General features: G+C 70.5%; 27 protein-coding genes. 11 read left to right on the forward strand and 16 right to left on the reverse strand.

Translation table 11 applies throughout. The features are described 5' to 3' along the window. Positions 1 to 35: 35 nt before the first annotated feature. Entirely contained in the window at positions 36 to 557 is a 522-nt protein-coding gene (locus tag GA707_RS03690; protein WP_152177099.1) for a YbjN domain-containing protein, read from the reverse strand. Positions 558 to 593: 36 nt separating this feature from the next. Between GA707_RS03690 and GA707_RS03695 the strand changes: the two genes are divergently transcribed. Further along, positions 594 to 1,397, forward strand: coding sequence for a class I SAM-dependent methyltransferase (locus GA707_RS03695; RefSeq protein ID WP_152177100.1), 804 nt, complete (start codon positions 594 to 596; stop codon positions 1,395 to 1,397). 18 nt (positions 1,398 to 1,415) lie between these two features. Here GA707_RS03695 and GA707_RS03700 read toward each other — a convergent pair whose 3' ends face one another. From GA707_RS03700 to GA707_RS03750, 11 genes are all read right to left on the reverse strand, one after another. After that, positions 1,416 to 1,793: a phosphomannose isomerase type II C-terminal cupin domain gene (locus GA707_RS03700; protein WP_226963508.1), complete on the reverse strand. Its 378-nt coding sequence runs from the start codon at positions 1,791 to 1,793 to the stop codon at positions 1,416 to 1,418. 41 nt (positions 1,794 to 1,834) lie between these two features. Further along, the gene (locus GA707_RS03705) at positions 1,835 to 2,149 is read right to left on the reverse strand and encodes a DUF2516 family protein (protein WP_152177102.1); all 315 of its coding nucleotides are present in this window, start codon (positions 2,147 to 2,149) and stop codon (positions 1,835 to 1,837) included. Between the two features lie 45 nt (positions 2,150 to 2,194). Next, positions 2,195 to 2,620 (reverse strand): D-aminoacyl-tRNA deacylase, encoded by a 426-nt coding sequence (gene dtd / locus GA707_RS03710; RefSeq protein WP_152177103.1) that lies wholly within the window; start codon positions 2,618 to 2,620, stop codon positions 2,195 to 2,197. 10 nt (positions 2,621 to 2,630) lie between these two features. Then, entirely contained in the window at positions 2,631 to 3,653 is a 1,023-nt protein-coding gene (locus GA707_RS03715) for an asparaginase (RefSeq protein WP_152177104.1), read from the reverse strand. A gap of 152 nt (positions 3,654 to 3,805) precedes the next feature. Then, on the reverse strand, positions 3,806 to 4,486 hold the full coding sequence (locus GA707_RS03720; protein ID WP_152177105.1) for a hypothetical protein: 681 nt from the start codon (positions 4,484 to 4,486) through the stop codon (positions 3,806 to 3,808). A 2-nt stretch (positions 4,487 to 4,488) separates the two neighbouring features. Beyond that, entirely contained in the window at positions 4,489 to 5,142 is a 654-nt protein-coding gene (locus tag GA707_RS03725; RefSeq protein ID WP_152177106.1) for a helix-turn-helix domain-containing protein, read from the reverse strand. Between the two features lie 243 nt (positions 5,143 to 5,385). Beyond that, positions 5,386 to 5,871, reverse strand: a complete 486-nt coding sequence (locus GA707_RS03730) for a DUF4395 domain-containing protein (RefSeq protein WP_152177107.1) — start codon at positions 5,869 to 5,871, stop codon at positions 5,386 to 5,388. Positions 5,872 to 6,058: 187 nt separating this feature from the next. Further along, positions 6,059 to 6,895 (reverse strand): 3-keto-5-aminohexanoate cleavage protein, encoded by an 837-nt coding sequence (locus GA707_RS03735; RefSeq protein ID WP_152177108.1) that lies wholly within the window; start codon positions 6,893 to 6,895, stop codon positions 6,059 to 6,061. 57 nt (positions 6,896 to 6,952) lie between these two features. Continuing rightward, a complete protein-coding gene (locus GA707_RS03740) occupies positions 6,953 to 7,495 on the reverse strand; it encodes a DUF2231 domain-containing protein (protein WP_152177109.1) in 543 nt (180 codons plus the stop codon). 135 nt (positions 7,496 to 7,630) lie between these two features. After that, positions 7,631 to 8,734, reverse strand: a complete 1,104-nt coding sequence (locus tag GA707_RS03745) for a folate-binding protein YgfZ (protein ID WP_370460013.1) — start codon at positions 8,732 to 8,734, stop codon at positions 7,631 to 7,633. Further along, complete coding sequence (locus GA707_RS03750; RefSeq protein WP_152177111.1) at positions 8,728 to 9,159, reverse strand: Fur family transcriptional regulator; 432 nt, start codon at positions 9,157 to 9,159, stop codon at positions 8,728 to 8,730. The genes GA707_RS03745 and GA707_RS03750 overlap by 7 nt, the downstream gene beginning before the upstream one ends. Before the next feature lie 47 nt (positions 9,160 to 9,206). On the opposite strand from GA707_RS03750, the gene GA707_RS03755 reads away from it, so the two are divergent. Next, entirely contained in the window at positions 9,207 to 10,202 is a 996-nt protein-coding gene (locus GA707_RS03755) for an LCP family protein (RefSeq protein ID WP_152177112.1), read from the forward strand. Between the two features lie 259 nt (positions 10,203 to 10,461). On the opposite strand, the gene GA707_RS03760 is transcribed toward GA707_RS03755, so the two are convergent. The 4 genes from GA707_RS03760 to GA707_RS03775 form a co-directional block, all read right to left on the reverse strand. Continuing rightward, on the reverse strand, positions 10,462 to 10,959 hold the full coding sequence (locus GA707_RS03760) for an FABP family protein (RefSeq protein WP_152177113.1): 498 nt from the start codon (positions 10,957 to 10,959) through the stop codon (positions 10,462 to 10,464). A gap of 136 nt (positions 10,960 to 11,095) precedes the next feature. Then, positions 11,096 to 11,464 carry a DsrE family protein gene (locus GA707_RS03765; RefSeq protein WP_226963509.1) on the reverse strand — a complete coding sequence of 123 codons (369 nt, stop codon included), beginning with the start codon at positions 11,462 to 11,464 and terminating at the stop codon, positions 11,096 to 11,098. Further along, on the reverse strand, positions 11,461 to 12,366 hold the full coding sequence (locus GA707_RS03770) for a hypothetical protein (protein WP_152177114.1): 906 nt from the start codon (positions 12,364 to 12,366) through the stop codon (positions 11,461 to 11,463). The genes GA707_RS03765 and GA707_RS03770 overlap by 4 nt, the downstream gene beginning before the upstream one ends. A gap of 21 nt (positions 12,367 to 12,387) precedes the next feature. Then, positions 12,388 to 12,648, reverse strand: coding sequence for a MoaD/ThiS family protein (locus GA707_RS03775; RefSeq protein ID WP_152177115.1), 261 nt, complete (start codon positions 12,646 to 12,648; stop codon positions 12,388 to 12,390). 51 nt (positions 12,649 to 12,699) lie between these two features. Here GA707_RS03775 and GA707_RS03780 point away from each other — a divergent pair, with 51 nt between their 5' ends. The 9 genes from GA707_RS03780 to GA707_RS03820 all read left to right on the forward strand — a co-directional run bounded on the left by GA707_RS03780 (position 12,700) and on the right by GA707_RS03820 (position 22,349). Further along, complete coding sequence (locus tag GA707_RS03780) at positions 12,700 to 13,428, forward strand: response regulator transcription factor (RefSeq protein WP_152177116.1); 729 nt, start codon at positions 12,700 to 12,702, stop codon at positions 13,426 to 13,428. Then, positions 13,425 to 14,375 carry a mycothiol synthase gene (mshD, locus tag GA707_RS03785; protein ID WP_152177117.1) on the forward strand — a complete coding sequence of 317 codons (951 nt, stop codon included), beginning with the start codon at positions 13,425 to 13,427 and terminating at the stop codon, positions 14,373 to 14,375. Before GA707_RS03780 ends, mshD begins: the two co-directional genes overlap by 4 nt. 42 nt (positions 14,376 to 14,417) lie before the next feature. After that, positions 14,418 to 16,679 carry an RNA degradosome polyphosphate kinase gene (locus GA707_RS03790; RefSeq protein WP_152177118.1) on the forward strand — a complete coding sequence of 754 codons (2,262 nt, stop codon included), beginning with the start codon at positions 14,418 to 14,420 and terminating at the stop codon, positions 16,677 to 16,679. An 11-nt stretch (positions 16,680 to 16,690) separates the two neighbouring features. Next, positions 16,691 to 17,653 carry an NUDIX hydrolase gene (locus GA707_RS03795; protein ID WP_152177119.1) on the forward strand — a complete coding sequence of 321 codons (963 nt, stop codon included), beginning with the start codon at positions 16,691 to 16,693 and terminating at the stop codon, positions 17,651 to 17,653. A 192-nt stretch (positions 17,654 to 17,845) separates the two neighbouring features. Next, the gene (gene pstS, locus GA707_RS03800) at positions 17,846 to 18,973 is read left to right on the forward strand and encodes a phosphate ABC transporter substrate-binding protein PstS (protein ID WP_226963510.1); all 1,128 of its coding nucleotides are present in this window, start codon (positions 17,846 to 17,848) and stop codon (positions 18,971 to 18,973) included. 161 nt (positions 18,974 to 19,134) lie between these two features. Further along, positions 19,135 to 20,082: a phosphate ABC transporter permease subunit PstC gene (gene pstC, locus GA707_RS03805; protein WP_152177121.1), complete on the forward strand. Its 948-nt coding sequence runs from the start codon at positions 19,135 to 19,137 to the stop codon at positions 20,080 to 20,082. Continuing rightward, on the forward strand, positions 20,082 to 21,185 hold the full coding sequence (gene pstA, locus GA707_RS03810; RefSeq protein ID WP_152177122.1) for a phosphate ABC transporter permease PstA: 1,104 nt from the start codon (positions 20,082 to 20,084) through the stop codon (positions 21,183 to 21,185). Before pstC ends, pstA begins: the two co-directional genes overlap by 1 nt. 76 nt (positions 21,186 to 21,261) lie before the next feature. Then, entirely contained in the window at positions 21,262 to 22,041 is a 780-nt protein-coding gene (gene pstB / locus GA707_RS03815; RefSeq protein ID WP_152177123.1) for a phosphate ABC transporter ATP-binding protein PstB, read from the forward strand. A gap of 101 nt (positions 22,042 to 22,142) precedes the next feature. Then, entirely contained in the window at positions 22,143 to 22,349 is a 207-nt protein-coding gene (locus tag GA707_RS03820; protein WP_152177124.1) for a hypothetical protein, read from the forward strand. Positions 22,350 to 22,358 lie beyond the last annotated feature (9 nt).

Below are 22,358 nucleotides of genomic sequence, written 5' to 3' on the forward strand. Positions count from 1 at the left end.
CTAGCGATGCACGGGGCGGCACGGCGGAAGACCTGTCAGAGGGTGCCGTCGGGGGCCGTCAGGCCGGTCTCCTGCTCGAGCAGGCGCCGGAACGCGGCGAGGTTGCGCAGCGACTCCCCCCGGCTGATCCGCCACTCCCACTCTTTCTTCATCGAAGACAGGAAGCCGAGGGCGAGCAGCTCGTTGAAGTGGCTGTCGGCGGCGTCGAGCAGGACTCCGAACAGCGCATCGAGGGACTCGTCGTCGACCGCGCTCAGGGGCAGGCGGGCCACGACGTAGACGTCCCCGCTCTTGTCGATGGCATAGGCGGCACCGGGGAGTCGGAGGTTCTTGCGCAGGAGGTAACGGTAGACGTCGGCGTGGTTCTCGTCGGGGTTGCGGATGACGAAGGCGACGGCGGATACCGCCGAGTCGCCGACGACGACCGATGCGACCGTGCTGAGCTTCTTCTCGCCCGGCAGCTCGACGACGACCTCGCCGTCGCGCGCTCCCGCCTCATGGCTCAGACCCGAGGCGTCGAGGTAGGCGGTCAGCGTCTCGAGGGCGGTGGCGCTCATGCGGTTCAGCCTCTCACGCGTGGCTAGCCTGACCTCATGTCCTCCCCTCGCGCGCCGATCGGCACGGTGACCAGGGGCACGACCAACCCCAACCGGCTGCGGCGGTGCGACCGGTGGCTCGTCGCGACCCGGCGTCGCGTCCTTCGCGGGGCCGAGGACCCCCTGGTCGTTGACCTCGGCTACGGGTCCTCGCCGGTGACCGCCCGCGAGCTGAGGGACCGGCTCCGACGCGTTCGACCGGATGTGCGCGTCGTCGGTGTCGAGATCGACGGCGACCGCGTCGATGAGGGTATGCGCATGGCCGACCCCCCGTCCCTCACCTTCCGCCGGGGCGGGTTCGAGATGGGCCTCGCGCGCGATGAGCGGCCGGTCGTGGTGCGGGCGTTCAACGTCCTGCGTCAGTACGACGAGGCGGAGGTGGCCGGCGCGTGGGCGGAGGTCACCTCGCACCTGGCTCCCGGAGGCCTGCTCGTCGACGGCACGTGCGACGAGATCGGCCGGGTCGCGGCGTGGGTGACGGTGACGGATGAGGGCCCCCGCAGTCTGACGATCAGTGTCCGCACCGGCTCGCTGACGCGGCCTTCGGTCGTGGCCGAGCGCCTGCCGAAGGTGCTCATCCACCGCAACGTCCCCGGCGAGCCGGTCCACGCCCTGCTCCGCGATCTCGACGCCGCCTGGGAGCGGGCCGCGCCGCACTCCGCCTTCGGGTCGCGGGCCCGGTTCGTCGCGGCCGTGACCGCACTCGCCGACTCCGGACGCTGGCCGGTCGAGCCGGCGCCCCGGCGGTGGCGGCTGGGTGAGCTGACCGTGGACTGGAGCGCGGTAGCGCCGCAGCGGTGAGGTCGGCCCGGACCTCCCTCATCGGCGCGCGTAGTCGTCCTCGACGCGCTCGATGTCGTCCTCGTCGAAGTCGCCGTACGCGAGCTCGAGCACCCGCCCGCGGCCCGGGCCCGGGTTGGCCATCCGGTGCAGTGCACCCACCGGGATCCAGATCCGCTCACCTGCAGCCGCCATCCATGAGCGCTGCCCCACCGTGATCTCCATCGGCCCGTCGAGGACGATCCAGTACTCGCTGCGGCGCGCGTGGCGCTGCAGCGAAAGGCGATGACCGGGCTCGACGGTGATCACCTTGACGGTCGTCGGCTCGTTCTGGGAGTACTGGTCGAACCGTCCCCACGGCCGCACGTCGCTCAGGTGGCGGCGGGATGCCTCGGGATGCACGTCATCCGGATGCACGACCTGGTCCGCGGTGGCACCTGGTCCCGCACCTGGAGAGGTCACCATGTGTCACGGGACGGGCCGCGTGATCCGCCGATCGAGCGCACCGCCGGACGCACGTCGGCCAGGTAGACACCCGCTCCGACCACACCGAGCAGCGCGAAGAGGTTGAGCGGGTTGCCGAGGGTCAGGAAGCCCAGGAGGGCCGCGACTCCGGTCACGGCGAGCCAGATCGGCTTGGTCCGCTTGCCGGCGGCGACATAGGCGTCCGACCTATGGCGCAGGGCGTCGACGAACGCGAAGACCTCCATGCCGAGGATCGCCAGGGAGAGGACGAGGGAGATCGTCAGCTGGGCGTTCCCGATGGCGTTCATGACTCAAGGGTAACCGGGGGTCAGCCTCCTCGAAGTCACCCGGCCTCACGCCTCGAGCAGGATCGTCACCGGTCCGTCGCCGGTCAGTTCGACCTCCATCTCCGCCCCGAACCGGCCGGTCGCGACCGTCAGCCCGCGCGCACGGAGCCCGGCGGCGACCAGCTCGACGAGGGGTTCGGCCACCGCGCCGGGGGCAGCGGCGTTCCAGGTCGGACGGCGCCCCTTGCGGCTGTCCGCGTAGAGCGTGAACTGGCTGACGACGAGTACCTGCCCGCCGACCTCCGTCACCGACCGCTCGTCGCGCATGATGCGCAGGTCCGCGACCTTGCGCACGAGGTAGTCGACCTGCGCCGGGCCGTCGTCGTGGGTCGCTCCGACGAGGACCACCAGGCCCGCTCCGGTGATCTCCCCGACGGTCTCCCCGGCCACCCGAACCCGGGCGCCGGTGACCCGCTGGACGACGGCGCGCACCGCATACCCCCTAGACGCCGACGGCGACGACCGCGCCGACCGGCTTCCCGTGACCGAGGACAGGGACGTCCTCGACGATCTCGTATGCGGTGCTCGCCACCGCGAGCCGCCGCAGGGCTGCGGCCATGATGACCGGACGGGCCCGCTGTGGGCCTCCGCCGACGCCACCTCCGCCCTCGGCGAGCTTGAGGGCCACGCCGCGACCATCATCCAGACCCACGGCGAAGACGCCTTCGGCGCCGTCCTTGGCGATCAGGCCGGACGTGCCCTCGATGAGGGTCGTGACATCGCGGCCGGTTCCACCGAGGAAGCGCGGCTCGGAGCGGATCGCCGACGCCACGGTCCCTTCGGGGGTGTCGGCCGGGGCGGACGCGATCCGGGAGAAGGCCCGCGCCAGACCGGTGAGCGAGATCGCGAGCACGGGCGCGCCGCACCCGTCGGTCGCGACCGCCGCCGGGGTCTCACCGGCGAGGTCGGCGACGGTCTCCGCAACGGCTCGCTGGAGCGGGTGGTCGCGCTCGAGATAGGTCGCCGGGTCCCAGCCCGCGGTCACACACGTCGCGAGCATGCCGGCGTGCTTGCCGGAGCAGTTCTGGCCCAGTGACGAGGCCGGACGGCCCTCGCGGATCCAGCGATCGTGCTCGCGGTCGTCGATCGGCATGCCGGGGGTGTTCTGCAGGGCGTCCACAGTCAGGCCCGCTCCGGCGAGGATGCGGCGGACCCCTTCGAGATGGAACGGCTCGCCGCTATGGCTCGCACAGACGAGGGCGAGCAGGTCGGGCGACAGCGCGAGTCCGGCGCGGACCATGGCGACGGCCTGGAGCGGCTTGAGCGAGGAGCGCGGAAAGGTCGGCGAGTCGATGCCGCCGTGCCGGATCAGCACCTCTCCGGAGCCGTCGATCGCGACCAGGCTCGCGCGGTGCACCGACTCGACGAACCCGTCCCGGACGTAGTGGGCGAGGATCGGTGCGTCGGTGAGGACGGTCCCTGGCGTGCCGGCGGTCTCGTCGGGTGCGTGGGGCGGGGCGGTCATGGCCGGTCAGCCTAGTGCCCGCCACGGATGGCAACCCGACGAACGACAGCCCGACGAACGACAGCTGGCCCCGGCGGGGGTCTCCCGACGGGGCCAGCTGGCTTGGTGTGCGAGTGAGGTCACTCGCAGTCGCGCACGCGAGGTGCGAGCAGTCAGTCGCCGACCTTCTCGGCGGCCTTCTCGGCGGCCTTCGGGGCAGCCTTGGCGGTCTTGCTCGCGCTGGTCGACGCCGCCTTGGTGCGGGCGGTCGTCTTCTTCGCGGCGTTCTTGGTGGTGGTGCTGGTCCGCTTGGCGGCGGTCCGGGTGCGCTTCGCGGACTTCTCGACCTCGGTCGCGACGACCTTGGCCTCGTCGTTCACGGAACCGGCGATGACCTTGGCCTCGTCGGTGACGGACTCCGCGATCACGTCGGCGAGGCGGGCGGCCTCCTTGCGGGTGGTGGTGATCGTCGCCTTGGCGGAACGCTCCACCTCGTCGTAGGCGTTGCGGGCCGAGGTCACGGCACCCTTACCGAGCGCAACGGTGCTCTCGGCCTGGGCCACGAGGTCCTGGGTCGCCTTCTGGTTGCGGATGCGGTCGACGAGCTTCTCGCCGCGCACGGCGAGGTCCTCGTAGGTGTCGCCCGCGGCGTTCGCGAAGCTCACGACAGCGTCGATGGTCTTGCCCGGGAGGGCGGCGACGCGCGAGGGCAGCTCGGCCGGAGCGTAGTCGGCGCGCACCTTGGCGGCGCGAACCTGAGCGTCACGGACCTCCTCGACGGCGAGGTCGAGGACGCCGACGGCGGCGTAGAAGGTGGTCTGGTTGGTCTTGCGGACGTCGTCGATGATCGACATGTTCACTCCTTGGTGGTAGTGGTCTTGGGGGTGGTGCGGCTCGCTCCGGCCTTGGTGGCCGGGTTGGTCGTGCTCGTGCGAGCCGCCGCCTTCTTCGTGCTGGTCTTGCTGGTCTTGCGGGTCGAGCCCGATCGGGTCGAGCTCTTCTGCGGCGTCTTCTTCCGCGTGGTCGCGCCGGTGGCGGCGGCCTTCGTGGTGGGACGCTTCGGGGCCTTGGCAGGGGCTTTGGCAGGGGCGTCGGCAGGTGGTGCTGCAGGGGTTGCCGGGTCCGAGGACGACTCGACCGGGCGGGCCGCCTCGCCCACGAAGGAGCGGTAGATGTCGATGAGGGTCGACTTCTGACGCTCGGTGAGGGCGGGGTCTGCGGTGACCGCGGTCTCGACGTCCCACGGGCGGTGCTCGCTGACCGTTCGCTCGTCGAGGAATCCCGCCTTGACGTACAAGGACTCCGACGAGATCTGCAGGCCCTTGGCGAGCTGCTGCAGGATCTCGGCGCTGGGCTTCTTGACTCCGCGCTCGATCTGCGAGAGATATGGGTTGCTGACCCCGGCGAGATCCGCGAGCTGCCGCAGCGAGAGCCGGGCGGAGGTGCGCTGCTCGCGCAGGTACTCCCCGAGGCTCTGACCGAGGTTCTCGATCGGGTTCCGTGAGGTCATGCCTCAAGTATGCTTGCTCCAGTTAGCAAAATGCAAACTGGGGCAAGCGTGTGGATGGTCACACAGGGGCGGGGAATGAATCGGGGGCGCGCTGACGCAGGATCCGGGCTGGTCAGGGCTGCCTGCGGCGCGCTTGGGCCGCCCATCCAGGAACCGCGCACGCGAGGGACGGCGCAGCGGTGGCTATCGAACCGGATAGCCGACGGTGCGCCGTCCGTCGCGGTTCGGGACCGCCCTCTCGCGTCAGCGGCGGGCGAGCGCGAGGTTGGAGCAGGCCTCGCAGGTCTCCTCGGGGATCAGGCCCCATTCCATGAGTCGCGCGAAAGCCCAGCAGCCGGCGCAGAAGCCGATCGAGGACTCGAGGACGGCGAAGAACACGAGGACGGCGACGAGCACGGTCGGGAGGACGACGAGACCGAAGCCGAGAGAGGCGACGGCGGCGGTCGTCGTCACGACGAGACCGACACCCTGGGCGAAGCGCTTGGGCGGACCCGCCGTGGGGATCGGCGGCCCGAGGCGAGGCGCGATGTGGTCGGCGACGAGGCGGCCGAGCGGGCTCATCCGCGGGCCGCCGACGACGCGGAGCAGGAAGCCGACGGCGAGCAGGGCCGTGATGACGTGCCAGCCGGTCACAAGTGCCAGGATGCCGAATGCGGCCACGACGCCGGCGATGACGCGCGCGGCGCGCTCGTTGACCACTGCGGGGAAACCGATGATTTGGGTCGCCATAACTACAGATTATGCGTATGCGCGGGTCGCCCATGCACGCACCGTCCACATTCCGGGCTCACAGTCCGACCCGGCATCCGGTCCCGCGCCGATGCACCCGAACTGCGACCTTGCTCCTGCAACTTCAGGGGTCAGGTCGGACTTCGGGTGCGCGGGCTGGGATCGGGCGCCCGACCGGCATGTCGGGTCAGGGGGTGCGGCGGTCCTTGACGCCGAGGAGCTCACGGGCGTCGGCGGTGCTCATCGGCGGACGCTGCATCAGGGTGGCGAGCTCCGCGGCCCGGGCCACGAGCTCGTCGTTGTGCTGCACCTGGCGACCCCGCGCATACATGATGTTGTCCTCCATGCCGACCCGCAGGTGACCGCCGGCCGAGAGCGCGGCGGCCATGACCGGGAGGTGCGACCGTCCGATGCCGGTCGCCGACCAGCTGGTCACCTCGGGCGGGAGCATCGCAACGCCGGCGAGCAGCGCGGCGGCGGTCCCGGGCATGGCGCCGGGAACGCCCGTGACGAAGTCGACGTGCACCTTGCCGCCGAAGGGGAGGCCGTGCCGGTCGATCAGGCGGGCGAGAGCCTGCACGTGGCCGAGCTCGAACAGCTCGAACTCGGGCACAACCTCGCGCTCCTGGGCCTGGACGTACAGGTCGGACATGAAGCCCCAGGGGTTGAGGAAGACGTCGTCACCGAAGTTCGTCGTGCCGCAGGTGAGGCTGCACGAGTCCGGCGCGGCGTCGAGCACCGTCAGCCGTTGCTCGAGCGGGTCGTGCACCGACCCGCCGGTCGAGAGCTGGACGACGAGGTCGGTCGCCTCGCGGATCGCGTCGACGGACTCACGGAGCAGGGCGCCGTCGAGCGTCGGTCGGTGGCCGGCGTCGCGGATGTGCAGGTGGATCATCGCGGCCCCGGCGCCCTCGCAGCGGCGCGCCGTCTCGACGAGCTCTTCGACGGTGGTCGGCAACTGCGGGACGTCGGCCTTGCTCAGCTCGGCGCCGGTGGGCGCGACGGTGATCAGCGTGGCGGTCATAGGGCCATCGTGCCAGCGACCCACCGGCGGAACCGCCGGACCCGTCCGACACCCGGCTCAGGCGGGTCGGAAGCCTTCGGCCTGGGTCGTCTCGTCGGCGACCCGCACCCCGTAGCGGTAGGCGAGCTTGCCGCCGAGCCACCCCGAGGCGCCGAGGGTGGCCATACCGACGACCGACATCACCAGTGCGGCCACACTGACATCGTCGAGCCCCTGCCCCCGGCGGACGGCGAGGTTGACGAGGTAGAGCGTGAGCACGCCGATGTTGAGCAGCATGTGGACCAGACCGGTCTTCCAGGCCGCGGTGCCGCGGGGGATCATCTTCCAGTCCAGGCCGCCGGTCACGGCCGCCAGGACCGCGCCGACCGCGCCGATTCCGATCAGCCAGGCCGAGCCGGTCGCGAACGGCGCGGGGTCATCGACGACCTGCGCGATGCCGTCGAAGACGAGACTCGAGGTCCACGCGCCGATCGGGATCGTCACGAGGATCGGGTGGACGGGATGTCCGTAGAGACCCTGGAGAGCCGACTTCGGGGCCTTCGCCCGGTCGTCATGGGTGCTCGCGGGGGTGTCGGGGTGGGATGTGCTCTGGTCGTCCATGTCGTCCTCGGCTTCCTCTCGGCGTGCCCGTCCTCGGCAGAGTGGAACCGCGTCGGGCGGCGGTCTATCGACGGTACCCCCGAAAGGCGTCGATGACACGGAAGCTGATACGGAGGACTGCCGTGAGTGGGCAGGTCAGGGGGTGACCACGACCGTCTGTGCGGCGCTCACGAGCGAGTCGCCCTCGCCGACGAGCAGCACGGCGTCCGGGTCGGTGTTGCGCTTGATGACGGCGAGTGCGATGGGCCCGTCCTCGTAGTGGCGGGCCACCGACGTCACGTGCCCCACGGCGCGCTCGCCGAGCCGGACCGGGTCACCGGGGGCCGGCAGGGTGTGACCCGAGCCGTCGAGGTGGAGGAAGACCAGCCTGCGGGGCGGACGGCCGAGGTTGTGCACGCGGGCGATCGTCTCCTGGCCGCGGTAACAGCCCTTGTGCAGGTGCACACCGGTGCGGAGCCAGTCGACCTCGTGGGCGATCGTGCGGTGGTCGGTCTCGGCGCCGAGCCGTGGTCGCCAGGCGGCGATGCGCAGGGCCTCGAGCGCCCAGGTGCCGGCCCACCGCAGGTCGTCGCGTCCGGCCAGCTCCGCCAGCAGCGCCCGCGGGACGACGTTCTCGACGAGCGACCAGTCCGCGCCCGGGTGGTCGGCGACGGGACCGTATGCGGCGGTGTCCCCCACGAGCTCCCCCGCCTCCGTGCCGGGCCAGGGGTCGCGCCAGCGGGCCACCGGCTCGACGCCCAGATCGGGCAGGTCGGGCACGTCGGGGAGGTCGCCCATCGTGGCGAGCACCGCATACTCGTCGGTGACGTCCGCGACCTCGACCCGCAGCATGAACCGCATCGAGTCCAGCCAGGCGGCGAGTGTGGGCGCTGTGCCGGGCTCGACCGTGATCCAGACCCGCTCGCCGTCGTCGACGAGATGGAGTGCGTGCTCGATGTGCCCCTTGGGGGACAGCACGAGGGTCTCGGCGCTCGCTCCGGGCGCGAGCCCGGTGAGGTGCTGCGAAGTGAGCGAGTGCAGCCAGGACAGCCGGTCGGGGCCGGTGACCGTGAGCACGCCCCGGTCGGAGAGGTCGACGATCGCCCGACCCTCGCGGAGCAGGCGCTGCTCGGCCATCGGGTCGCCGTAGTGGGCCGCGACGCCACCTGGACCCGGACCGGACTCGTCGGCGCTCGCGAGGGCTGCGGCGACGGAGACGTCGACCGCTCCGGGCAGGTCGAGCAAGGGGGAGGTCAGGATCGGCACGTGGAGCACTCTCCTTGGATGGCCATGTGGGTGACGTCTGCGGCGAAGCCGTGCTCGCGCTCGAGGGCGGCCACGAGACCCCCGGCGAGCTCGGCCGGGCTCTCGGCCACGGCACCGCAACTGCGGCAGACGAGGTGCAGGTGCCGGGCGTGGTCGGCGCGGTGGTAGGTCGGGGCCCGGTGGTCGAGATGGGTGTGGGCGACGACGCCGACCTCCTCGAGCGCCTCGAGCGCCCGGTAGACCGAGGACGGCGGCACCGGCGGACCACTCTCGTTGACCCGCTCGATGATCGCGTCGGGGGTCGAGTGCGGCATCTCGGTGACCACCGCATACACCCTCTCGCGCGTGCCGGTCACACGCATGCCGGCGGCGCGGAGGGTGGAGGCGAGCTCGGGGCGCTCGCCGGTCGAGCCTGACATCCCTCAACTGTAACGAGCCGCCCAGACTGCCCCCGTACACTGCTGGCGTGCTCGACGAATTCACCGAGGAGAAGGAACAGACCCCCAGCCGGGCCGGCCGAAAGGTCCTCACCGGCTTCCTCGTCCTCCTTCTCGCGGGGGTGGCGATCGTCGGTGGCTTCGCGATCTACCTCGCGACCATCGTCACGACGAACGTCTCCAGCGAGGCCGACATGCTGCCCTCGATGGGCCCGACCCGTGCTGACGGCAGCCCGGTCGAGATCCTCGATGAGACCGGCATGAACATCCTCTTCGTCGGCGCCGACACCCGCCCCGGCGACGTCGGGCGCTCCGACGTCATCGTCCTCGCCCACATCACCGAGGAGCGGGACAAGGTCTATCTGACGCACTTCCCCCGCGACCTCTACGTCCCCATCCCCGGACGCGACAACGACAAGATCAACGCCGCCTACGCGTACGGCGGCACCTCGCTGCTCGTCGAGACGATGCAGAACCTGCTCGGCGTCGAGATCCACCATGTCGCCAAGACGGACTTCGAGGGCTTCCAGGGAATGACGGACGCCGTCGGCGGCGTGCGCGTCTATGCCGAGGAGGCCAGTGAGCGCGGCGAGATCCAGCAGGGCTGGAACGACCTCGACGGCGAGCGGGCGCTGGTGTTCGTGCGGGAGCGCTACACGCTGAGCCAGGGCGACATCTCCCGCGGCTTCCGCCAGCAGGCGTTCATCAAGGCGCTCATGCTCAAGGCCCTCAGCCGTGAGGTCATCACCAACCCGATCCGGCTCGCGCAGTTCGTCGACGCGGCGACGCAGAACCTCGTCGTCGACGAGGACCTGGACCTGAACGAGATGCGCAAGCTCGCGTTCTCGATGACCGGCCTGCGCGGTGACGACGTCGTGTTCATCACGGCGCCGTTCTCCGGGTTCGGCACCGCCCCCGACGGCGGCTCGATCGAGATCGTGGACGAGCCCGCCATGGAGCAGCTCGGCTCGGCGATCCGGACCGACACGATGGAGACGTACTCCGATGCGAGGGTGACGCCCTAGTCGCTGGGCCCCGCACCAGCATGCCCAACGCGCGATATGTCACGCCCCTGGCATACCCGCAGCACCACGCCCCAGCACCAGCATGCCCAACGCGCCATATGTCGCGCCCCTGGCATACCCGCAGCACCACGCTCCCGCACCAGCATGCCCAACGCGCCATATGTCGCGCCCCTGGCATACCCGCAGCACCACGCCCCCGCACCAGCATGCCCAACGCGCCATATGTCGCGCCCCTGGCATACCCGCGCCGAGCCGGTGACTACTCCACGCGCTTGAGCTCGGCGGACAGGTGGCTCTGCAGGGGCTGACCGACTGCCGCCATGTCCATCGCGTACATGAGCTTGCCCTCGACGTAACCATAGAGCCGGTGCCCGGCGTTGTACTCCTTGGCGTGCGGACTGCGCACGACGCTGTCGGTCTTCACCTCGACCTTGGCAGGGCTGGTCGTCCCGTAGTACATCTCGATGATCCCGGTCGGGTGAGCGAGGAGGAGCTCGACCTCGTCGCCGGGCAACGGACGCCAGAACCCGACCTCGGTCGCGAGCGGCCGGACCTGGTTGCCCTCCTCGTCGAGGAGCCACGTGCGGCTGTGCCAGTGCAGGAAGGGCCGCCCGTCGTGAGTCACGCTGAGCTCCTGCCCGAAGTTCGCCGACTCGATCGTCGGGTAGCCGACGACCCCGACACCTTGCCATCGCCCGATCATCCAGGCGAGGGGCGCGAGCTCACGGGGCATGTCGGTGTCGAGGTGGAACGGCATGCAGACGATGGTATGCGCCACGCACCCGGGCACTCCGGCCGCGTTTGGTGCACTGCACTGTGTTCGGTGCGCTGCATCACACCGAACACAGTGCAACGCACCACACAGCGGGATGGTCGAGAGACCGAGCGAGAGATCAGTAGACGAGCGCTTGGACCCCGTCGGCGAGACTCTCCTCCACGAAAGCGGCGGCGCCGGCGATCCGGATGCCGGGGATGAGGGCCTGCTCCGTGAGGTCGCGGCGGCGGGCGCACTGCGCGCACACGGTGACCTGGGCGAGCTCGACGAGGGTGTCACGGAGCTCGGCGACCGGGACGGCGTGCGGCAACGCCGGAAGGGTCTCGGCGAAGCCGGGGACGGCGAGCGAGGTGGCCTCCCCCGACAGCCACACCCCCACGCGCACGCCGCTGGCGGCCGCGGTGGCCGGCACGGTGAGGGCCTGGTTGAGCCGCTCGGCGGCGTCGAGGTCGCACGTGACCTTGACGAGCAGCCGTCTCGCGCTCACCGAACGACAAGCTCGTAGAGAGCCCAGAGCAGCGCACCCGGGAGGGCCACCGACGCCAGGCCGGTGGCGATCTGCCCCTGGCTGGAGAAGCTGCCCGCCTCCGGCGCGAGCAGCCGGCGGAACGCGTGCCCGAGGGCGGCGCAGCAGACGCCCACGAGGGCGGCGGGTGGGATGTCCGGCGCGCCGATGATGACCGACAACAGCGTGCTCGCGAGGCCGCCGACGACCATCGACAGTGGCAGCAGCCACGGGCGAATCAGAGCGTTGCGCACGAGTAGATCCGCGCTCGTTCCCGCCGCGATCGCCACCATGGCGCAGGCGATGATCTCCGGACCGTTCTGCACATGGATCAAGGGAAGATAGGCCATTCCCGAGGCGATCACCACCAGTCCGAGGGCGGTGCCCATAACGGACTCGGCCAAGCGCGGCCGGCCGTCGCGACGCAGCAGCTGCTGGACGAACATCGCGATCAGCCCGAGGGCCAGCGCCGCGCTGCTCCACCGCAGGTAGGGCGAGGTCTCGGCGGCGAAGAACGAGCCGACGAGCAACAGTGAGGTCAGGGCCAACACGCTGCTCGAGCCCTTCGGCGACGGCAGCCCGGCGGCACGGGGCCAGCCCCACGCGATCACGAGCGAGCCGAGGAGGACGGCCATCGCCAGCACGGTCTCCCCGGCGAACGCCGAGACCGCGATGAGGAGCGCACCGATGACCGTCGCGGGGATCCCGATGACGCGCGTCACGTGCGCGATCGGAGGCAGCTCCACATCGGGCCGGGACTCGAGGGCCGCACGCCGCGCAGCCCGCGTCAAGAACGGCTGAGCGCCGGTGTCCATGACCTGGACCGTGTCCGGGGCCGGGGGCGGCTCCGGCGGGCCTGGGGGGCCCGATCGCTCAGCGCTCATCGAGCCAGTGTCCCAAACAGCTCACCCACCGGCAAAGGGCGGCAGCACCTCGAGTGCCTCCGCCTCCCCGACGGGCTCGTCACGGCTGGCGGCACGACCGTCGAGAAGGAGCGAGGCCACCTCGAGGACCGGCCCCAGACCCGGCCGGCTCCGCTCGACCCGCGCGACGACGTCGGCGACGGTCGCATCGGCGGCGACCGGCACATACTCCTCCGCCACACCCGCCGCGGCCTTCGCACCGGCCCAGTACCGCACGAGGAGGCCCTCGTCGTTCGGTCTCATGCGTCGTCCTTCCGGGGTTCGGGGTCGTTGCTCTCACCTATCCTGCCTGGTATGGCGCAGGTCGTGCTGCTGACCTCCGCGCTCGGCCCGAGTGCGGAGGTGCTCCCTGCGCTGGGCCTGCTCACCCACCACGTCAGCGTCGCCCCCGCCGAGGCCAGCGCGCTCATCGACTCGACGCGCTTCGTCTACGACCTGGTCCTCGTCGACGCCCGCACCGAGCTCGTCGCCGCCAAGTCCCTCTGCCGCGTCCTCCGCACGACGGGGTTGTCGGCACCGCTCCTGGCCATCCTCACCGAGGGCGGGCTCGCCGGCCTGACGTCCGAGTGGGGGGTCGACGACGTCGTCCTCGCCACGGCCGGCCCGGCGGAGGTCGAGGCCCGGTTCCGCCTCGCGCTCGGCCGCACGTCCGGCGACGAGCCGGAGGACCCGCAGATCAACCTGGGCCCCCTGAGCATCGACGAGGCCGCGTACTCCGCCCGGCTCAGGGGACGTCCTCTCGACCTCACCTACAAGGAGTTCGAGCTCCTGAAGTACCTCGCCCAGCACCCCGGCCGGGTCTTCACCCGCAGCCAGCTGCTCCAGGAGGTCTGGGGGTACGACTACTTCGGCGGTACCCGCACGGTGGACGTCCACGTGCGCCGCCTGCGGGCCAAGCTCGGCGCGGACCACGAGGTGCTCATCGGCACGGTCCGCAACGTCGGCTACCGCTTCGTACCGGAGGAGGCCCCCGAGGAGAACGCCGATCTCGACGTGCCGGACCGGGTGGGGCGTCGCTCGTGAGCGCGCGCATCGAGACCCGCACGACCTTGGCCGCGGCGGAGGCCGAGACCGTCCGCGAGCTCGCCCGACGCGCCGAGTCGGCCGACGGCGTGGGTGCGCTGTCCGAGGCATCCCGCCTCGCACTCGGTCCGGATTCGCCCGCCGGCACCACTCACGTGCTGGCCCGAGCGGACTCCGACGCCGCGGTCATCGGGTACGCCCAGGTCTGGCCGGACGACAGCGCCGAGCTCGTCGTCGACCCCTCGGCCCGACGGAGCGGCGCGGGTGGCGCCCTCTGGGCGGCGGCCCACGCCGCGGGTGCACAGCGGGTCTGGGCCCACGGCGACCTCCCGGCCGCGCGGGCTCTGGCCGAGGCGCTGGAGCTCACCCCGGTCCGGTCACTGCTGCGCATGGGTCGCCCGCTCACCCCCGACGACTCCTCTCCGCGCCCGCTCCCGAATGGGTATGCGGTGACCACCTTCGCCGTCCGCCGCACCCAGGTGCCGGACCCCCTTGAGGAGCTGCGCGCCCTCAACGCGGCGGCGTTCGCTGACCATCCCGAGCAGGGCCGCCTCACCGTGGCCGACTTGCGGGCGCGCACCGAGGAGCCCTGGTTCGAGCCCGAGGGCCTGCTCTACGTCAGGGACGAGTCCGACCGCGACAGGGGCCCGGTCGCGTTCCACTGGACCAAGATCGAGCCCGGCCAGGACGGGTCCGGCGCGGCCGCCCCACGTGTCGGCGAGGTCTACGTCGTGGGGGTGCATCCCGCATACCAGGGTCGTGGACTGGCCGGACCACTGACCGATCTCGGCCTGGCGCACCTGGTCTCCCGCGGCTGCACCGACGTCGTCCTCTACGTCGACGGCGAGAACGCCGCGGCACGCGCCACGTACGAGCGGGCTGGGCTGGGGGTGCAGGCGACCGACCGGGTGTATGCGGTGGTCGCTCCCGAGGGTCGGGCAGGGTGATCATCGGATGACTCGATCTGCGATGCAGGGCAGGATGGTGCCATGAGCACCGCCGCGACGACCGACCTGGCATCCGGCGACGACCTCGCCGGCGACGAGCCGGTCATCGTCCCGGAGATCTCGATCGCGAGCTCGTCGCCGACGGACAACCCCCGCCTCCAGCCGCGCGCCTCCAACGGCAGGTTCGTCAAGCAGGACTTCGGCGACCTGGCCGGCGAGCTGCCGGCGGACCGCTACCTCGACCGGGAGATCTCCTGGCTGCAGTTCAACGAGCGCGTGCTCCAGCTCGCCGCGGACGAGTCCGTCCCCCTCCTCGAACGGGCCCGCTACCTCGCGATCTTCGCGTCGAACCTCGACGAGTTCTTCATGGTGCGGGTGGCCGGCCTCAAACGCCGCATCGCGACGGGCATCGCGGTCCGCTCGGCCAGCGGCCTCGAGCCGCGCGAGGTGCTCGAGCAGATCGCCGAGGTGAGCCACGAGCTCATGGACCTGCATGCAGCGGTGTTCCACCAGCAGGTCCGGCCGGCGCTCGAGGTCGAAGGCATCTCCATCGTCGAGTGGGACGACCTCGACGAGGACGAGCAGGCCGAGATGACCGACCTGTTCACGACCCAGATCTTCCCGGTTCTCACCCCGCTCGCGGTGGACCCGGCGCACCCGTTCCCCTACATCTCCGGCCTCTCGCTCAATCTGGCCGTCCTGCTCACCAACCCCAAGACAGGCAAGGAGCACTTCGCCCGCGTCAAGGTGCCTCCGCTCCTGCCCCGACTGCTCCAGGTCGGGGACGACACCCCGTATGCCGCCAGGCTCCTGCCGATCGAGGCCGTCATCGCGGCGCACCTCGACCAGCTCTTCCCCGGCATGGACATCGCCGAGCACTTCACGTTCCGGGTGACCCGCAACGAGGACCTCGAGGTCGAGGAGGACGACGCCGAGAACCTGCTCACGGCGTTGGAGCGCGAGCTGACGAGGCGTCGGTTCGGACCGCCCGTCCGCCTCGAGGTCGAGCGCGACATGGATGACCACGTCCTGTCGATGCTCGTGCGCGAGCTCGGCGTCGCGGGCTCGGAGGTCTACCACCTGCCGCGTCCGCTCGACCTGCGCGGCCTCGACGTCGTCGCCGACCTGGCCCGCTCCGAGCTGCAGTTCGACCGGTTCCTGGCCCGCACCCACCCCGACCTCGCCCCGACCGAGAGCGCCAAGGCGCGCGACATTCTCGCCGCCGTCCGCAAGCAGGACGTGCTCCTCCAGCACCCCTACGACTCGTTCTCCACCTCGGTCCAGGCGTTCATCGAGCAGGCGGCCGCCGACCCCAACGTCCTGGCCATCAAGCAGACGCTGTACCGCACGAGCGGCGACAGCCCCATCATCGACGCGCTCATCGACGCCGCCGCCGCCGGCAAGCAGGTGCTCGCGGTCGTCGAGATCAAGGCGCGCTTCGACGAGGAGAACAACATCTCCTGGGCCCGCAAGCTCGAGCAGTCCGGGGTGCACGTCGTCTATGGCATCGTCGGACTGAAGACGCACTGCAAGCTGGCTCTCGTCGTCCGTCAGGAGGCCGACGGCCTCGTGCGCTACTGCCACATCGGGACCGGCAACTACAACCCGAAGACGGCCCGTCTCTACGAGGACCTCGGTCTGCTCACCGTGGACCCCGAGGTCGGCGAGGACCTGACGCGGTTGTTCAACCAGCTGTCCGGCTGGGCGCCACGGAGCCGTTTCAAGCGACTCATGGTCGCCCCGCGGTCCCTGCGCTCGGGTCTGGTCGACCTGATCGACCAGGAGATCGCCCGGCACGAAGAGTCCGGTGACGGGTCGATCGCCTTCAAGGTCAACTCGATCGTCGACGAGGGCGTCATCGACGCGCTGTACCGCGCCTCCCAGGCCGGCGTCCCGGTCCAGCTGTGGGTGCGCGGAATCTGCGCCCTGCGGCCGGGCGTCCCCGGCCTGTCCGAGACCATCGAGGTCCGCTCGGTCCTCGGCCGCTTCCTCGAGCACTCCCGCATCTTCGCGTTCGGCGGTGGCGGGGAGCCGGTCGTCTACATCGGCAGTGCCGACATGATGCACCGCAACCTCGACCGTCGGGTCGAGGCCCTCGTGCGCCTCACCGACCAGCGCCACCTCGCCGACGTCGACAACCTCATGGCGCTGGGCGCCAGCGACGACTACGCCCACTGGCGTCTCGGGCCGGACGGACGGTGGACCCGGGTGGCGACGACAGACGACGGCGAACCGCTCGAGGACCTCCAGGCCGCGCTGATCGCGATGCACGAGAAGCGCCGGCGCAAGGCTCGGCGCCGGTAGGTCCGTCGGGTATGCCGTCGACGATCCCCGCAGCGGGGACCTTGCCCTGGCGTCGCACCAAGGGCGGTGGTCTCGAGGTCCTGCTCGTGCACCGACCCCGCTACCACGACTGGTCGTGGGCCAAGGGCAAGCTCGACCCGGGCGAGGAATGGCCGGTCGCCGCCGAGCGCGAGACGCAGGAGGAGACCGCCGTCCCGGTCCGGCTCGGCCGACCCCTTCCACCGGCGTCGTACACGGTGCTCGACAGCAAGGGTGTGCCCACGACAAAAGAGGTCCGGTACTGGGCCGCCACTCCTGCCGGGCCGGCGGGCAAGCTGCGCAACGAGATCGACGAGATCGCCTGGCTCAACGTCCGTGAGGCGCATGACCGGCTCGACTACTCACGCGACCGCGACCAGTTGCGGGCTCTCGTCCGCGCCGACCAGGAGGGCGAGCTCGAGACGACGCCGTTCGTCCTCGTGCGCCACGCCAAGGCGGTCTCCCGCTCCGCCTACGACGGCCCCGACGACCAGCAACGACCCCTCGATGATCTCGGCCGCGAACGGGCGAGGGACCTCGTGGCCCTGTTCCGCGCATACGGCGTCGAGCGGGTCGGCAGCTCGCCGTCGGTGCGCTGCGTCGACACGGTCGTGCCCTTCGCGGAGTCACTCGGGCGCGGCGTCAGGCTGCACCCGTCGCTCAGCGAGGAGGACCACGTCGTCGACCCGGCGGCGGCCGCCGAGGTGACCCGGCTCCAGCTCGCCAAGCGCCGCTCGCGCGTGCTCTGCGGTCACGGCCCGGTGCTGCCGACCATGCTGCACGTGCTGTCCGCCCAGTGCTCGGCGAGCGAGTCGGGGCGGGCCGCCCAGGTGATCATCGACGACGCCATCGACCTCGGCCTGGCCAAGGGCGAGGTGCTGGTGGCCCACATCAGCCGCTCGCCCGTGCTCGGTCCCCAGGTGGTCGCCGTCGAGCGCTTCCTGCCTCCCGCCTGAGCGGCGTCACGCCAGCAGAAGAGGGGCAAGTGGTAGGCAAAGTCTGACCACCGTTCACCTGCCGTTCACCCTCGTCGCGTTCACTGGTCATCGCTCCTCCCTAGCGTCGATGTCGCACGCCCGATGGAGGTCGCGCCTCGGAGCCGCCTTCGGTGTGCCCGTGAATCCCTGAGTCAAGAGAGGCCACTTCTCGTGAACCGCTCCACCTTCCGCATCGCGGCCGCACCGGCCGCCCTGCTCCTCACCCTCACCCTCGCCGCCTGCGGCGCGGCGAACGAGGGCGGCGCCACCGACGGCGGTGGCGACTCCACCGCCACCGACGCCGCCCCTGAGGGTGAGTCGCTCTCCGGGTCGATCGCCGGCGCCGGGTCCAGCGCCCAGGCCGCGGCCATGGAGGCCTGGCGTGCAGCCTTCGAGAGCGCCAACCCCGACGCCACCGTCACCTACGATCCGGTCGGCTCCTCCGGAGGTCGCGAGCAGTTCCTGTCCGGCGCGGTCCAGTTCGCCGGGTCCGACGCCTACCTCGACGACGAGGAGGTCACCGCGGCGGTCGAGCGTTGTGGCGACGGTGAGCTGATCCAGCTTCCCGCCTACATCTCCCCCATCGCCGTGGCCTACAACGTCGAGGGCATCGACGACCTCCAGCTCTCGCCGGAGACGCTCGCCCGGATCTTCACCCAGGAGATCACCACCTGGGACGACCCGGCCATCGCCGCGGACAACCCCGACGCCACTCTCCCGAGCACGCCGATCACCCCCGTCAACCGGTCCGACGGTTCCGGCACCACGGCGAACTTCACCGACTACCTCGCCGCCGCGGCTCCCGACGTGTGGACCTACGGCGAGGTCGACGACTGGCCGGTCGCCGGCGGCACCGGGGGCCAGGGGACCTCGGGTGTCGTGGCCGCCGTCAACCAGACCGACGGTGCGATCGGCTACGCGGACGAGTCCCAGATCGGGGAGCTCCCCGCGGTCAACGTCGGCGTCGGTGGAGAGTTCGTCGGCCCGTCGGCCGAGGCCGCCGCTGCGATCATCGACGCCTCGCCGCGCGTCGAGGGCCGCAGCCAGTTCGACTACGCGATCGAGATCGACCGACAGACCCAGGAGTCGGGTACCTACCCGATCGTCCTCGCGGCCTACACCATGGCCTGCACCGCCTACGACGACCCCGCCGATGCCGCGCTGACCAAGGCGTTCCTCGACTACGTGATCTCCGAGGAGGGCCAGGCGGTCGCTCAGGAGAACGCCGGATCGGCTCCGATCTCGGACACCTTCCGCGGGAACGCCCAGGCGGCGATCGACGCCATCGTCACCGAGTGACGAAGACCCACCCGTGACGTCGGTATCCGCGTGAGATCACGCGACAAGGTCGGGGGCGGCGTGAGACCGTTGATCACGGTTCATGTCGCCCCCGGACCATGCCGCCGCCACTTCGAGTCACCCGTTCCTGACGTGATCCCCCTCCCCACGACGGAGACCTCATGAGCACCACGGCGCAGACCCCAGCGCAGACCTCCTCGAAGCCGGTCCGCCGCCCCGGCGACAGGATCTTCGCCGGCCTGTCGACGGCCTCCGGAATCCTCATCCTCACGACGCTCGTCGGAGTCGCCGGCTTCCTCCTGTGGCAAGCCTGGCCCGCCATCACAGCCGACCCCTCGGAGGTGCGCGGCGGTCAGGGTCTGCTGTACTACATCGGCCCCCTGGTGTACGGAACGCTCGTCGCGGCCGTCATCGCTCTGCTCATCGCGTTCCCGCTGTCCATCGGGATCGCGCTGTTCATCTCGCACTACGCTCCTCGCCGGCTGGCCCAGGCGCTCGGCTACATCGTCGACCTGCTGGCCGCGGTCCCGTCGGTCGTCTTCGGCCTCTGGGGCGTCTCGGTCATCGGTCCGATGATGCTCGGCATCCAGGCCTGGTCGGTCGACAACCTCGCCTTCCTGCCCTTCATCGGCGGACCCGCGTCTCCCAAGTCGATGCTCGTCACCGGCACGGTGCTCGCCATCATGATCCTGCCCATCATGACGGCCGTTAACCGTGAGGTGTTCCTCCAGACGCCCCGGCTGCACGAGGAGGCCTCCCTCGCCCTGGGGGCGACCCGGTGGGAGATGATCCAACAGGCCGTCATCCCCTTCGGACGCTCCGGCGTGATCTCCGGCGCGATGCTCGGCCTGGGCCGAGCTCTCGGCGAGACGATGGCGGTGGCCATCATCCTGTCGATCTCGGCCCGCTACACCCCGATCATCACGAGCCCCGCCAACCCGGGCACGATCGCAGCGGACATCGCCCTGCAGTTCCCCGAGGCGCCGACCGGGCCACCCCTGGCGACCCTCGTCGCGAGCGGCCTCGTGCTGTTCTGCGTGACCCTCATCGTCAACATGACCGCCCGCTGGATCGTCTCGCGTCGCGCCGAGTTCTCGGGAGCCAACTGATGACCACCACCCAGACCCGGCCGGCTCGCAAGCCGCTGCCCCCCAGGCCTCTGTTCGACGACGACTCGAGCGGCATCAAGTCCGGCCGCATCACCCGAGTCCAGCACGTCGGCATCGTCGTCGGGTCGGCCGTCGCCGCGGCGCTGCTGCTGACCGCCTTCAGCGTCCTCGGTCCCTTCGCGCTCTTCGTCACGACCGCCCTGGTCTACCTCCTCGGTGTGTACGGCGTCGCCCGCGCCGTCGAGGGTCGCCGACACGCCACCGACCGGGTCGTCACCGGCCTCGTCACGACCTTCTTCCTCATCGCCCTCGCGCCGTTGGTCTCGGTCGTGTGGACTGTCGTCAGCCGGGGTCTGGCCAGGTTCGACGTCGAGTTCTTCACCTGGTCGATGCGGGGGGTGCTCGGAGAGGGCGGCGGCGCCTACCACGCCATCATGGGCACGCTGATCATCACCGGCATCACGACCCTGCTGTCGGTGCCGATCGGCATCTTCGCCGCCATCTACCTCGTCGAGTACGGCGGCAGGGGTCGGCTCGCCCGGGCCCTGACCTTCTTCGTCGATGTCATGACCGGTATTCCGTCCATCGTCGCCGGACTGTTCGCCGTGGCTCTGTTCACCCTGTTCCTCGGACCGGGCATCAGGATGGGCATCATCGGCTCCGTCGCGCTGATGGTGCTCATGATCCCCGTCGTCGTCCGGTCCACCGAGGAGATGCTCCGGCTCGTGCCGAACGAGCTCCGCGAGGCGTCCTACGCCCTCGGTGTGCCGAAGTGGCTGACGATCAGCAAGGTCGTGCTCCCGACCGCGGCAGCCGGCATCGCGACCGGTGTCACCCTTGCCATTGCGCGGGTCATCGGCGAGACCGCCCCCCTTCTCGTGACCGTCGGCACGACCACCGGTCTGAACATCAACCCGTTCGAAGGTCGCATGCAGACCCTTCCGGTCTTCGCCTACTACAGCTACGCGACGCCCGGCATCCCCCGGGAGGCCTTCATCGAGCGGATGTGGGCATCCGTGCTGACTCTCATCCTCATTGTCATGACGCTCAACATCGTCGCGCGTCTGATCTCCAAGTTCTTCGCACCCAAGACCGGCCGCTGATCCCGGCCGGCCAGCGCATACCCACTCGAACGCACCAGCCCAGCCGAACCGCCCAGGACGACAAGGAACCGCACTCGTGTCCAAGCTCATCGAGGTCAAGGACCTCAACATCTACTACGGTGACTTCCTCGCCGTCGAGGACGTCACGATGACGATCGAGCCGAAGTCGGTGACCGCCCTCATCGGTCCCTCAGGCTGCGGCAAGTCGACCTTCCTCCGATCGCTGAACCGGATGCACGAGGTGATCCCCGGGGCCTACGTCACCGGTGACGTCACCATGGACGGCGAGAACCTCTACGGACGCTACGTCGACCCGGTCAGCGTGCGCCGTCGCATCGGGATGGTCTTCCAGCGGCCCAACCCGTTCCCGACCATGTCGATCAAGGAGAACGTCCTCGCCGGCGTCAAACTCAACAACCGCCGCCTCAACAAGTCGGACTCCGAGGAGCTCGTCGAGAGCTCGTTGCGCGGTGCCAACCTCTGGGAGGAGGTCAAGGACCGGCTCGACAAGCCCGGCTCGAGCCTCTCCGGTGGTCAGCAGCAGCGGCTGTGCATCGCGCGCACGATCGCCGTCAAGCCGGAGGTCGTCCTCATGGACGAGCCCTGCTCCGCGCTGGACCCGATCTCCACGCTCGCCATCGAGGACCTCATGACGGACCTCAAGGACGACTACACGATCGTGATCGTCACGCACAACATGCAGCAGGCCGCGCGCGTCTCGGACCGGACCGGGTTCTTCAACATCGCCGGCACGGGCAAGCCGGGCAAGCTCATCGAGTTCGACGACACCGAGAAGATCTTCAGCAACCCCTCGAACAAGGCGACGGAGGACTACGTCTCGGGTCGGTTCGGCTGATCGGCTGATCGTCTGATCGGCCGAGGCCGTTCGGGCCAGGGCTGTCGCCACGCAGTCGACCCTGGGTTGCGTAGGGAGTGTGCGGTGCGCATCCTGGATTCGTGCAGCAGAGCGCCCAACCGCCCTGGGAGATCGTCGAACGGGGCGTCTTCGCAATCGGGTCCTGCCGGGTATGCGGTTGGCAGTCCCCCGCCCGCCGCGCCTACTCGACGGCCCGCAGAGAGGCGACCGAGCACGGGGACGTCTGTCCGGGCCCGCCGAGCGCGATCGAGCTCGCGCCGGCGCCGCAGACGCCGGCTGTCCCCTGAACCGCTCAC

Origin of the sequence: Nostocoides sp. F2B08, from assembly GCF_009184895.1 — a bacterium.
GTDB lineage: Bacteria > Actinomycetota > Actinomycetes > Actinomycetales > Dermatophilaceae > F2B08.